This is a genomic window from Actinopolyspora mortivallis, from assembly GCF_003001495.1.
In the GTDB taxonomy this organism is placed as follows: Bacteria; Actinomycetota; Actinomycetes; order Mycobacteriales; family Pseudonocardiaceae; genus Actinopolyspora; species Actinopolyspora mortivallis_A.
The window spans coordinates 29,566-42,061 of sequence record NZ_PVSR01000007.1 but is presented as its reverse complement, the minus strand read 5'-3'; the positions used below and the strand labels follow the sequence as shown (position 1 = coordinate 42,061).

The window sequence follows — 12,496 nt, the reverse complement described above, 5'->3', positions numbered from 1 at the left end:
GCGTTGCCGGGAGGTCGGCGATGTTGGACAAACACGAACGCCGTAGCCTGGAAGAGATCGAGAACCGGCTCGCCGAGGAGGACCCGGAGCTGGCACGGGGGTTGGCCGAGGGAACCCCGCGATCCGCCTGGCGGGGGATCTCACCACTGCTCGTGCTCGCCGCGGTGGCGATGGCGCTTTCCGTGACGCTGTTGGTGCTGGCCGAGTTCGGTGCCGCGTTACTGGCGGCCGTGCTGGCGGGCTCGGCCGTGCTGGTCCGGATGTGGCGGCTGCGTGGTCGATGAGGTCGCGAGGCCGGCGGTCCGACAACACCGGGCAGGCCGCGTCACCGTGAGGTGTGGGGCCCGTCCGGCCCGAACGAGGCATAGTAGGCCGCGGCCATGTCCGAGTTGCCGTACCCGGCCCGTTCCGCACGGGCGAAGCGTTGCCGCGCGGCGGCCGTGAGATCCATCCGCAGGTGGTGGTCGGCCGCCTCGAGGATCAGATCGGCGTCCTTGCCCGCTCCGTGCACGGTGAACGAGGCGGCGAGCTCTCCGTTCAGGATCGCCGATCCCTTCAGGTGGGCGTAGGGGGAGTCGGTGGCCGTGCCCTCGATGGCGCCCAGGAACAGGGCCGGGTCCACGCCGAGGTGTTCGGCCAGCGCCATCGACTCACCGACCGCGTTGGTCAGGCTGAGTATCCAGCTGTTGACCGCCAGTTTGAGTCTCGTCGCCTCGGCCCTGGCGGGATCCTCGCCGACCCACACGGTGTCCCGCCCCACCGCGTCGAAGATCGGGCGCAGCACGGTGCGGATCCCTCGGGGAGCGGCGGCCAGGACCGTCAGCGTCCCCTCCTCAGCCGGAGCGCGGGTTCCGAGCACGGGAGCGTCGACCAGCGGGATCCCCTCCGCGACCTTCCGGGCACGGTCCATTCCGCTGAGGCCGATGGTTCCCATCTGTACCCAGATCGCTTCGGGGGCCAGTTCCGGGACCGCCGCCTTCCCGGCTTCCACGGTCGCCTCCGCGTCCAACAGCATGCTCACCAGCACGTCCGCGTTCCCGGCCGCCTCCTCCGGGGTGCCTGCCACCGTGGCACCCGCCGAACCCAGCGGTTCCGCCCTGGCCGCGGTACGGTTCCAGACCCGGACATCGAAACCGGCTTCGAGCAGGTTGCGCGCCATCGGAGCACCCATGGTGCCCGTTCCCAGGAAAGCGATCGTCGTCATCGTGGCCTCCGGAGCGTTCGTCTCCCGCGAGTGCGGCGGGGATCGCGGTCGGGGTACCCGTTCCGCCGTACCGGAACACCCGGGCCACGGTCGGTGGTGGACACCGGTCGGAAGGTCCGCTCGTGCGCCGGGCGAGACTCACCGTGTCGTGGGCCAACCCCCGGGCAGCTCGGTCATCCCGGTCACGGGAGCACGCCACAGGTAGACCCAGCACGGACGGTCGGGGGCGAGCCGCAGGACGCGGCGTTCGTACTCCGGGCCCTCGTAGTCGTCCAGGATCGGCAACGCCGTCGCGGGGTCGTGCAGCCGGTACACCTCGGCGGGCACTCCCCGTCCCGGGGGCCGGCCGTGGCGGGAAGCGTCGAGCACCAGGGCCGGATAACCGTGTCCCGTGTCGTACAGCACTCCCGGCAACAGGACGTCCCGCTCCCGCGCACCGACCAGCGGCCGCAGCAGGTCGGCGGCGGAGGAGTCGCTGCGCAGCGTGCCATACACGGCGATCCTGGTGAGCCGGTCCTCGTGCGGAGCTTCGGGATCATCTGGGACAAGCGGGTCGTCACCCACCGTCACTGGTCACCACCACGTCGGGTCGCCGAGAGTCGTGCCGGCTCACTCGTGCGAGGGTCGCTGACCGCCCCGTTTGCTGAGACTCGACAGCAGTCGTTCCATGACCTGCGGGTCGAAGTCCTCCGAGTCCGGTTCGCTCCGTTGTTCGGAGGAACTCGTCCGTTTCGGATCACGACGGGGAAGCGGCACGTCGGAGGCACGCATCCCACGCGGAAGTTCCAGCTCGCACCGTGCGATCCGGCCCCTTCCGGAGGGGAACACCTCCACCCGGGTGCCGGCGGGATCCTCGGGGATCGTGCCGGGCAGCACTCCCGCCTCGTCCTCCACTTCGATGACCAGGTTGTTGCCGTGGATCCGCAGCCGGACGGAGACGAAGCCGGGAGCCTGGGCGTCGGAGTGGTTGACGACCACGGAAACCAAGTGGGTCGCCGCCTGCGCGGCCTCCTCCGACATGGGGCGCAGTGACCATTCGCTCAGCGTGAAACGGACGAACATGTCGGTGCAGTTCACGGCGCTCTGCAGCGCGACGAGCCGAAGGTCGTCGGTCTGCGCGATCTCGGTGTCCACCTCGGTCCTTCCCTTGTCGGCATCGTAGCCCGCCGCCGAAAGGCCACACGCTGCCGAACCGCCGCAGCCGCCTCGACACCGAGGCCGTCCGTGTCGCGACCGAGGGACACGGTGTTCACGGGCGCCGGCGACGCGTGTCCTCATCCGTATTGTTCACTGTCGGAACCGGCGCTTACCGGCCGGGGTTGTTCCGGCACAACCTCTGTCCGTGTGATAAGCGCGATGATCGCACACCCACCGGGGCCAGGAACAGGGGCGAAAACCGTTGCGGTGTTTCCGACCCCCGCTCCGGGCGCTGCCCGGCCTCCTCGGGCGAGCTCCGGGGTGGGGTGGTGTTTCGTCTCCGGTGCGCGCGGGAACCTTCCTGCCAACGAGCATCTCGTCGGGGCACCCGAGAATCCCGGAGTCAGCAGATGTCGAACTCGACGACCAGGCCGGTTCTGGTGGGGCTGGACGGCTCGCCCACCTCGTTCGAGGCCGTGCGTTGGGCGGCCCGTGAGGCCTCCTACCGCGCGGCTCCGCTGCGTGTGGTGCACGCCGATGTCTCCGCGCTGAGTTACGTCCCGGACACGCTGGGGACCTCCGCCCCGGAGTCGGCCAACGAGACCGCCCGGGAGTTCATCCGGGACTGGCTGCGCAGCGCCGAGGAGATCGCGGCGGCGGAGGCCCCCGAGGTCGAGGTGGAAACGGGGATCCGCACCGGTTCGGCCCGCACGGTGCTGCTGGACGAGTCCAGTACGGCACGGCTCGTGGTCGTCGGCAGCAGGGGGCTGGGCAGCTTCAGCGGGGTGATACTGGGCTCGGTGGCGATCGCGTTGTGCCAGCACGGTCAGACCCCGGTGGCGGTGATCCGGGAACCCGACGAGGGGGCCGAAGCCGTGGACCGACCCGTTGTGGTCGGTGTGGACGGCTCCAGAGCGGGTGAGCCCGCGCTGAGGTGGGCGTTCGAGGCGGCTTCGTCGAGATCGGCGTCGTTGACGGCCGTGCACGCCTGGCACGACCTGGTGGTGGGGGAACTGTGGACCAGGGAGCAGGCCGAACGGACCTGGGAGTCGGTGCGGGCCGACGAGGAACGGCTGATGTCCGAGGTGCTGGCCGGGTGGCGGGCCGACTACCCGGACGTGGTGGTGCACGAACTCGTCGTCTACGGCAAGCCCGCGCGGCTGCTGCTGGAGCAGGCCCGGAACGCCCGGCTGCTGGTCGTCGGTGCCCGGGGGAGGGGCGGGCTGGCCGGGCTGTTGCTGGGTTCGACCAGCCAAACCCTGCTGCACCACTCGCCCTGCCCGGTCGTGGTGGCGCGGTGAGACGCGCCCGCCGGGGCGGGCGCCTGTTTTTCGGCCTCAGGAAACGGGGTCCCGGGGTGTGGTGGGTTCCGTGTCACCGGGCTGGGTTCGCCCCCGGGCGGCACGACGCAGCGCCACGGCCGCTTCGACGATCAACCACACCGCCAACAGGAAGATGACGGTGTCCAGTGGGGCGAGCACCCACTGGCCCTGTGCGAGGAAGTCCACCAGGTTCAGCACCAACGCCCAGGTCGTCATCACCAGCAGGAACAGCAGGGGGAACAGCACCACCAGCGGATTGCGCCCGTTCTTGGTCACCCAGACCGCCACCACCGCCAGGGCCAGCCCGGCCGTGAGCTGGTTGGTGGTGCCGAACAGCTGCCAGAGGACACCGAAGGTGTAGCCCTTCTCCCCTCCTCCGGGAAGCAGGGCCATGGCAAGCGGAACGGCCACGGCCACCGAGGTGGCCACGGTCATGTTCCTGGACAGGACCGAGACGCGGGTTATCTCCCCGATCTCTTGGACGACGTAACGCTGGAGTCGAACCCCGGTGTCCATGGTCGTGGCGGCGAAGCTGATCACCACGATGGTCGCGAACACGACTCCGATGCTGACGGGCAGTCCGAGGTTGTTCGCGAATCCGGCCACGCCCTCCACGAAGTTCTGCGTCGCTCCGTCGGAGGCCTTCGCGAAGCTCGCGTAGAGCTCGTTCCACTCCGCCGTGGAGCCGACGGCCCCGGCTGTCACGGCGAGCACGGCGGCCACGGCCAGGGTTCCCTCGCTGAGGGCTCCCAGGTACCCGATGTAGCGGGCGTCGGTCTCGCGGTGCAGCTGTTTCGACGAGGTGCCCGAGCAGACCAGACTGTGGAATCCGGAGACGGCTCCGCAGGCGATGGTCACGAACAGGAAGGGGAACCAGCTGGGCGCGCTGTCCGGCACGTCGTTGACGAGCGGGGCGGCCATCCTGTCGAAACCGACGAGGATTCCCAGCAGGATGACCCCGAGTCCGATGAACAGTTGGTGCGAGTTGATGTAGTCCCGCGGCTGCAACAGCAGCCACACCGGAAGCCGGGAGGCGACGAAGGTGTAGGCGAACAGGAGGACGACCCACAGGGTGCGCTGCCCCACGTCGAGGAACTCGGCCAGCGGTTCCACCGTGATGGGCAAACGGGTCCCGAGCAGGATCGTCAGGTAGAGCACGATCACCCCGACCACCGAGGGCAGGAAGGCCGAGGAACGGGTGCGGTAGACGTACTGGCCGATCCCGATGGCCAGGGGGATCTGCAACAGCACCGGCAGCACCGCCGCCGGGTTGGCCACGAACAGGTTGGCGATGACCACGGCGAACACGGCGTTCACCAGGGTGAGCAGGAAGAATATGATCAGCAGGAACAGCGTCCTGGCTCTCCGCCCGATCACGTCCCTGGCCACGACCCCGATGCTCTGGGCCCGGTGCCGGACCGAGACCACCAGCGACCCCATGTCGTGCACCCCGGCGGCCAGGATCGTTCCCAGGGTGATCCACAGCAACGCGGGTCCCCATCCCCAGAACACCGCTATCGCGGGCCCGACGATGGGAGCCGCGCCCGCCACGGAGGTGAAGTGGTGACCGAACAGCACGTGCTTGTTGGTCGGCACGAAGTCGACACCGTCGTGTCGGCTGTGGGCGGGGGTGACGAACGCGGAGTCCAGAGCGTACACACGCCGGGCCAGATAGGACGAGTAGTAACGGTAGCCCAGGGCGAAGAGACCCAGGACGACCAGTGCCGGGACGATCGCGGGCATGTCTCACTCCTCCGGCGTGGCCGTGTTCTCCGACGGCGTGGTACAAGCCACTGGCGGAGACTATCTCCCATTCGGGGGACACACCAGAGTGGAAGGATGTGTGTCGGTGCGGGAGTTCCGGTCGACCTGGCGGAGGGCGTGGACGGCGGAGCTGTGCTGGGTGGACGCGAACGGGTGTCCGAACGGGATCGCCGTGACCCCGCTGCTGAGGTCGGGCACCCCCTGTGTGGCCCTGCCGTACTGCCACCTGGGGCTGGCCCGGGAGATCGCCGCCGCCGGACGGGTCGGTGCGGCCGTCACGGACCGACGGTCCCTCGGAGGAGGCACGGCCGGAGGTCTCGTCGCGTACGGCACGGTGGCGCTCACCGAGGACCGTTCCGGGCAGGTGTTCCTCGACGAGCTGCTCGACCAGGAGCTGGTCAAGTACCCACCCAGCCGGGTGCTCGCCGACAGCGTGCTGGACCGCAGGGAGAACTGGTGGTGGACACCGCGGTTGCTGCTGGAACTGACCGGGGTGGACGAGGTGCTGGAACAACCGCCCCGTTCCGCTCCGGTGGAGCACGCCCTGCTGCTCCGCGCCGGGTCCGCCGGGGTGCGAATACGGAACGTGACCCTCCACGGTGCGAGCTCCGAGCGGGTGTCCTGCACCGCCCTGGACGGGGCGGAACTCCCGTGCTTCGACACGGGGACGCTCTTCGGCCACGACTACACCGCTCCCGACTTCGAACGGTGGGAGAGCTGGCGACTGTTCGGTGACTGCCGTGCCGACGGGTTCGTGGTGCGAAGCCGTGAGGGGAACCCGACCAGACGACTCACGCCACTGGGACTGCTGGAGCGGTTGCGACGTGAGCGTCGGATCGCCAGAGCCTGCCGCGACGGCATCGCACGTGCCGAACGCGGGGGCTGAAGTGCCCTTGGCTCCGGAGAGCCGGGGAACGTGTTTTACTCTCCGTGTTCTCCTGACGGAACGGAAAGGCCAGCGAGCACCGGAAGGTGGTCGGAGGCCCCACTCCACGGGGTCGCCGAACACGAGACCGTGACCTCCGGTGACACGGCGATGTGGTCGATGCGGACACGGGGGTCGCGCGTCGGGTAGGTGGGCCTTCCCGGGGGAGACTCCGTCGTCCGCAGGCGTCTCCACAGCGGCGCCAGCTCCGGAGCGCGAGCCGGTGCGTTCAGGTCCCCGAACAGCACCGTCGGTTCCCCGGCGGGGTCCGCGGCGAGGGTGCCGAGCGCTTCCCGGACCTGTCTGCGCCGTATCCGGGGGTCGGGCCGGTGGTCCAGATGGGCGGAGTAGGCGTGCAGGCGGGTGCCCTCCAGGTCGAGGACGACTTCGGCGGATCCGGGCCGCCGCCGAGGGGGGCGTTCCGGGTGGAGGGAGCTCACCCGGGTCATGCGGTGGTTGGTCGTTTCGACGATCGGCAGGGTGCTCAGCACCGCCGTCCCGAACCGGCGGGGTGGGGAACCCGGTTCCGGAGGAGGAAGGGTGTACACGGGAGCGAAGAACGCCCGCATCGACAGCCGCTCGGCCAGCGCGGCGATCTGGTCACGCCAGGAGCTGCGCGCCGACCAGTGCACGTCCACCTCCTGCAGCCCGACCACGTCGGGACGCAGGGCCTCGAGGGTTCGGGCGGTGCGTTCCAGGTCGGCCCGTCCGTCGAGGCCCCGGCCGGAACGGATGTTGTACTGCACCACGCGGAGCTCCGCCCGGGACGGGGAACGGGGAGCGTCGGGGTGCGGACACGGGACCGAATGGGCCGTCAGCAGGGAGCCGAGCAGTATCACGAGCGCCGCAACCACCGGTGCAGTCTCGCAGGACCCACGGGCTGTGGGAGCGATTTCCGCTCCGGTGGGTCCCGTGTCGTCTCACGGGCCCCACCGGAGCGTTCGTTCACGGAACGGGGCCGCGCACGGTTCTTCGGCGGGTTCTGTCTCGGTGCCCCCGGGGGGCGGTCACCAGCCGCGCTCGCGCCACTCGGCCAGTTTGGGCCGTTCGGCACCGAGGGTGGAGTCGTCCCCGTGCCCCGGGTAGAACCAGGTCTCGTCGGGCAGGACCGCGAACACCCGGTTCTCCACGTCGTCGATCAACGACCGGAAGTCCTCCGGGGAGTTGGTCTTGCCCACGCCCCCGGGGAACAGGGAGTCACCGGTGAAGAGGTGGGGATGCCCGCTGGGGTCGCGGTAGAGCAGCGCGATCGAGCCGGGAGTGTGGCCACGCAGATGGATGACCTCCAGGGAGCAGTCCCCCACCGTCACGGTGTCCCCGTGCTCGACCTCGTGGTCCGGGGGCACCGGCAGTGGCTGCGCGTCGGCGGGATGGGCCACGGTGTAGGAGCCGGTCTGTCCCGCCAGGGATCCGAGCGCCTGCCAGTGGTCCGGGTGCTGGTGGGTGGTCACGATGGTCCGCAGGCGTGGGCGGTCCTCGTCGTGGCCGAGCAGGTCGGCCAGGCGTTCGGGGTCGTTGGCCGCGTCGACCAACAGCGCGTCCCCGGTGTTTCTGCACGTGAGCAGGTACGCGTTGTTGTCCATCGGTCCCACGGAGACCTTGGTGACGGTCAACGCGTCGAGCCGCCTGCGGGCGGCGGCCCCGCCGGGCTGTACGTGTCCGGTGTAGTGTTCCTGGATCTCCACACCGCCGAGCCTAACGACCACCGGGGCGGAAGGGCTCACAGCCACGGCGGCATCGTGGGCGGTGAACCGGTGAGTTCGTCCGGGCCGGTGCGTCCCAGCAGCCATCCCAGGACCCTGTCTGCCCTGCCACGGACCCTGTGGCGCTCGTTCCGCGCCTCGCCCAGTTCCCAGACGGTACTGCTTCCGTCGTCGAACTCGATCGTCATCGACAACGGCGGTACGTCCGGTCTGCCGACGAGCTGGCGCACGGTGTCGTTGAGCAGGGTTTCGAGGTCCCCCCGGGGGATGTCCGCGAAACCCGGTCCGTAGTCGAGGTCGACCAGATGCACCCGTACCTCGAGCAGGCGTCTGCGCAGCACCTCGTAGGCGGGAACCGGTTTGCCGGGCGAAATCACCACCTCGGTGTGCCAGTCCTGGGCATGCAGCCCCCGGGCGGCTTCGAAGAAGCGTCCGGCCGAGGCGGCCAGGTCCTCGAACAGCAGCCGGTGGCTGCGGTGGGCACCTTCCGCGATGTCGGCGTCCCGGTCCTCGGCGCTGGGGTACATGGGGTGTTCGACACCGGTGTGCGCCCAGGTGAGCAGGTTCACGCAGCCGTCCGCGTGGCGGGCGAGATGGGTGATCACGTGGGCCCGTTTCCAGCCGGGAAGCAGGCTGGGGGCGTGCACGGTGACCTCGTCCATGGCCTCGACCGTGCTGAGCAGAGTGCTCGTGGCCCCCTGGACCGCCGCGATGAGCCGGTTCGTCCCGATCGGCTCGACGGTGCCTCGTCCGTCTCCCGAACGGAACTCGAGATCGACCATGTTCCTCCTTCCGAGGGGATGGTGCGAGCTCGCTGGCCCGAGTGAGCGTCGAGTACTGTCGGTTTTTGGGTGCGCACTCGGTGCGGTCGAGGGTAAGTCCGGTCACGGCCTCGGCGGTAGGGTGTGCGTGTACCGTCGTGAGGTGAGCGCGACGTCCGGGTGGGGACCGCCGCACCGGAATTCCCGTTCCGGGGAGGGCGTTGACCGAGGGACCTCCTTCCGCTTCCCGGTGACCGCTCGTGCCGGACCGTCTGTCGGCCCCCTGCCCTAGCATGGGGTGCCGTGCCCGGTTCCCGCCGCACGACCGCTCGCCTGGTCAAGCGGGATACGGGAAACGGCCTCGGTGGCCTACGGCGACCGGGCGCCACGTGTGCATCCGCATTGACCACGCACTGTGCGAAGGGATTTCCGAGTGGCTGACCGGCTAGTCGTTCGCGGCGCGCGGGAGCACAACCTGAGCGGAATAGATCTCGATCTTCCGCGGGACAGCCTCATCGCCTTCACGGGCCTGTCCGGGTCGGGCAAGTCGAGCCTGGCCTTCGACACGATCTTCGCCGAGGGGCAGCGCCGCTACGTCGAGTCGCTGTCGGCCTACGCCAGACAGTTCCTGGGGCAGATGGACAAGCCGGACGTGGACTTCATCGAGGGTCTTTCCCCGGCGGTGTCGATCGACCAGAAGTCGACGAGCAGGAACCCCCGGTCGACGGTGGGCACCATCACCGAGGTGCACGACTACCTGCGTCTGCTGTTCTCCCGAGCGGGACGGCCCCACTGCCCCGAATGCGGGGAGGCCATCAGCAAGCAGACCCCGCAGCAGATCGTGGACCAGGTGCTGGAGATGCCGGAACGCACCCGGTTCCAGGTGCTGGCTCCGGTGGTGCGGGGCCGCAAGGGCGAGTACGTGGATCTGTTCGAGCAGCTCCAGACCCAGGGCTACGCGCGTGTGCGCGTGGACGGGGAGGTCTACCCGCTGGAGAGCCCTCCCACGTTGAAGAAACAGGAGAAGCACGACATAGCCGTGGTCGTGGACCGGCTCACGGTGAAACCGAGCGCCAAGCAACGGCTGACCGACTCCGTCGAGACGGCGCTGCGACTGGCGGACGGGCTGGTCGTGCTGGAGTTCGTCGACGTCGACGAGCAGCAGGGCCAGCGGGAACGCAAGTTCTCGGAGAACTTCGCCTGCCCCAACGGGCACCCCTTCGGGGTGGAGGAGCTGGAACCCAGGGCCTTCTCGTTCAACTCCCCCTACGGCGCGTGCCCGGAGTGTGCGGGACTGGGGATCCGCAAGGAGGTGGATCCGGAGCTGATCGTCCCCGACGAGGACCTCTCGTTGTCCGAGGGGGCGATCGCCCCGTGGAACGGCGGGAACACCGCCGAGTACTTCACCAGAATGCTGACCGCGCTGTCCGAATCCCTCGGGTTCCGCATGGACACCCCCTGGAAGCGACTGTCCACCAAGGTGAAGAAGGCGGTACTGCACGGCACCAACGACCAGGTGCACATGCGCTACCGGAACCGTTACGGCAGGCAGCGTTCGTACTACGCCGCCTACGAGGGCGTCATTCCCTTCCTGGAGCGCAGGCTGGAGCAGACCGAGTCGGACTACGCCAGGGAGAAGTACGAGGGGTACATGCGCGACGTGCCGTGCCCCTCCTGCGCGGGCAGCAGGCTCAAGCCGGAGATCCTCGCCGTGACCGTGGAGAACTCCGAGCTCGGTGAGAAGTCGATCGCCGAGGTCAGCGCGCTGAGCGTGCGGGACTGCTCGACGTTCCTCGAAGGTCTGGTGCTCGACGAGCGCGAGCGCATGATCGCCGGCCGGGTACTCAAGGAGGTGCAGGCCAGACTCGGTTTCCTGCTCGACGTCGGGCTGGACTACCTGTCGCTGGACCGCCCCGCGGGCACCCTCTCCGGGGGAGAGGCACAGCGTATCCGGCTGGCCACCCAGATCGGCTCCGGTCTGGTGGGAGTGCTGTACGTGCTGGACGAGCCGTCGATCGGGTTGCACCAGCGGGACAACCACCGGCTGCTGGGTACCCTGAACCGACTGCGCGACCTGGGGAACACCCTGATCGTCGTCGAGCACGACGAGGACACGGTACGCAGCGCGGACTGGGTGGTCGACATCGGTCCCGGGGCGGGGGAGCACGGCGGTCGCGTGGTGCACGCGGGTCCCGTGCGGGAGCTGCTGGACAACGAGGACTCGTTGACCGGCGACTACCTGTCCCGACGCAGGCGCATCGAGCTTCCCGCCGCTCGGCGCCCCCGTGATCCGAAGCGTCAGTTGACCGTGGTGGGCGCACGGGAGAACAACCTGCGTGAGATCGACGTCTCCTTTCCGCTGGGCTGTCTGATCGGGGTGACCGGTGTTTCGGGGTCGGGCAAGTCCACCCTGGTCAACGATGTGCTGGCCTCCTCGTTGGCGAACAAGGTGAACGGGGCGCGCACGGTTCCCGGGCGGCACAAGAGGCTCCGGGGGCTGGAGCAGGTGGACAAGCTCGTCCAGGTGGACCAGTCCCCGATCGGGCGTACACCGCGTTCCAACCCGGCCACCTACACCGGGGTTTTCGACCGCATCCGCAAACTGTTCGCCGCCACCAACGAAGCCAAGGTGCGCGGATACCAGCCGGGGCGGTTCTCGTTCAACCTCAAGGGAGGTCGCTGTGAGGCCTGTGCCGGTGACGGCACCCTGAAGATCGAGATGAACTTCCTGCCCGACGTGTACGTGCCCTGCGAGGTGTGCAAGGGAGCCCGGTACAACCGGGAGACCCTCGAGGTCCACTACAAGGGCAAGACCATCGCCGAGGTGCTGGACATGCCGATCGAGGAGGCGGCCGAGTTCTTCGAGCCGATCACCGCGATCCATCGTCACCTCAGGACGCTGGTCGACGTGGGGCTGGGCTACGTGCGTCTGGGGCAACCCGCGCCGACCCTGTCCGGCGGTGAGGCCCAGCGGGTCAAACTCGCCAGCGAACTGCAGAAACGTTCCACCGGCCAGACCATCTACATCCTGGACGAGCCGACCACGGGACTGCACTTCGAGGACATCCGGAAGCTGCTGGGTGTGATCAACGGGCTGGTCGACAAGGGCAACACCGTGATCGTCATCGAGCACAACCTCGACGTCATCAAGATGGCCGACTGGCTGCTGGACCTGGGCCCGGAGGGCGGTGACGGCGGGGGGACCCTCGTCGCCCAGGGCACGCCCGAACAGGTGTGCCGCGTGGAGAGCAGCCACACCGGCCGGTACCTGGCCCCGGTGTTGGAGGAACACGGGGCGATCACCCGTTGAGGTCCGCTCGCCGAGCACGGACGGGCACTCCTCGGAGGTGCCGGCCCGGGGCGGAACCGAGTCCCCGGGCCGGCACCGGGAGTTTCGAACAGTCCCGGTTCCTCCCGGAGGGGTGATGGAAACGCCGGTGTCGTTCTCCCCGTGGCGGGCGGTTCCGAGTCCGTCCTCGACGAGGAACGTCCGATTCTTCCGGGCGTTGATCACCACGATGGAGTCTCGTTGTGGGCTCCGGACACTGTGTACGCTGTCGCCACCCGACAGTCCGGTACTCCCGGACGGATGATACGTGTTTTCTGCCCGATGATCGGCTGGGCGCCGAGTCCGCGACGAGACGGCGCCCCGTATCGTCACGGTGCCGGAACGGAAGGTG

General features: G+C 69.0%; 11 protein-coding genes. 4 read left to right on the top strand and 7 right to left on the bottom strand.

Features of this window, described 5'->3' with window-relative positions:
- Positions 1-20: 20 nt before the first annotated feature.
- Entirely contained in the window at positions 21-284 is a 264-nt protein-coding gene (locus CEP50_RS07300) for a DUF3040 domain-containing protein (RefSeq protein WP_106113175.1), read from the top strand.
- A gap of 41 nt (positions 285-325) precedes the next feature.
- On the opposite strand, the gene CEP50_RS07295 is transcribed toward CEP50_RS07300, so the two are convergent.
- From CEP50_RS07295 to CEP50_RS07285, 3 genes are all read right to left on the bottom strand, one after another.
- Positions 326-1,204, bottom strand: a complete 879-nt coding sequence (locus CEP50_RS07295; RefSeq protein ID WP_106113174.1) for an NAD(P)-dependent oxidoreductase — start codon at positions 1,202-1,204, stop codon at positions 326-328.
- A gap of 138 nt (positions 1,205-1,342) precedes the next feature.
- Positions 1,343-1,774, bottom strand: coding sequence for a gamma-glutamylcyclotransferase family protein (locus CEP50_RS07290; RefSeq protein ID WP_106113173.1), 432 nt, complete (start codon positions 1,772-1,774; stop codon positions 1,343-1,345).
- Positions 1,775-1,813: 39 nt separating this feature from the next.
- The gene (locus tag CEP50_RS07285) at positions 1,814-2,338 is read right to left on the bottom strand and encodes a hypothetical protein (RefSeq protein ID WP_106113172.1); all 525 of its coding nucleotides are present in this window, start codon (positions 2,336-2,338) and stop codon (positions 1,814-1,816) included.
- A 413-nt stretch (positions 2,339-2,751) separates the two neighbouring features.
- Between CEP50_RS07285 and CEP50_RS07280 the strand changes: the two genes are divergently transcribed.
- Entirely contained in the window at positions 2,752-3,642 is an 891-nt protein-coding gene (locus tag CEP50_RS07280) for a universal stress protein (RefSeq protein WP_106113171.1), read from the top strand.
- Positions 3,643-3,678: 36 nt separating this feature from the next.
- Here CEP50_RS07280 and CEP50_RS07275 read toward each other — a convergent pair whose 3' ends face one another.
- A complete protein-coding gene (locus tag CEP50_RS07275; protein ID WP_106113170.1) occupies positions 3,679-5,406 on the bottom strand; it encodes a carbon starvation CstA family protein in 1,728 nt (575 codons plus the stop codon).
- A gap of 106 nt (positions 5,407-5,512) precedes the next feature.
- On the opposite strand from CEP50_RS07275, the gene CEP50_RS07270 reads away from it, so the two are divergent.
- Positions 5,513-6,313 (top strand): hypothetical protein, encoded by an 801-nt coding sequence (locus CEP50_RS07270; protein ID WP_146134757.1) that lies wholly within the window; start codon positions 5,513-5,515, stop codon positions 6,311-6,313.
- Positions 6,314-6,348: 35 nt separating this feature from the next.
- Here the strand turns inward: CEP50_RS07270 and CEP50_RS07265 are convergent, their stop codons facing one another.
- The 3 genes from CEP50_RS07265 to CEP50_RS07255 form a co-directional block, all read right to left on the bottom strand.
- Complete coding sequence (locus CEP50_RS07265; RefSeq protein ID WP_219905370.1) at positions 6,349-7,206, bottom strand: endonuclease/exonuclease/phosphatase family protein; 858 nt, start codon at positions 7,204-7,206, stop codon at positions 6,349-6,351.
- A 153-nt stretch (positions 7,207-7,359) separates the two neighbouring features.
- The gene (locus tag CEP50_RS07260; protein ID WP_106113167.1) at positions 7,360-8,037 is read right to left on the bottom strand and encodes an MBL fold metallo-hydrolase; all 678 of its coding nucleotides are present in this window, start codon (positions 8,035-8,037) and stop codon (positions 7,360-7,362) included.
- A 35-nt stretch (positions 8,038-8,072) separates the two neighbouring features.
- Positions 8,073-8,837, bottom strand: coding sequence for a maleylpyruvate isomerase family mycothiol-dependent enzyme (locus tag CEP50_RS07255; RefSeq protein WP_106113166.1), 765 nt, complete (start codon positions 8,835-8,837; stop codon positions 8,073-8,075).
- Positions 8,838-9,249: 412 nt separating this feature from the next.
- On the opposite strand from CEP50_RS07255, the gene uvrA reads away from it, so the two are divergent.
- Positions 9,250-12,126 carry an excinuclease ABC subunit UvrA gene (uvrA, locus tag CEP50_RS07250; protein ID WP_106113165.1) on the top strand — a complete coding sequence of 959 codons (2,877 nt, stop codon included), beginning with the start codon at positions 9,250-9,252 and terminating at the stop codon, positions 12,124-12,126.
- The last annotated feature ends 370 nt before the right edge of the window (positions 12,127-12,496 follow it).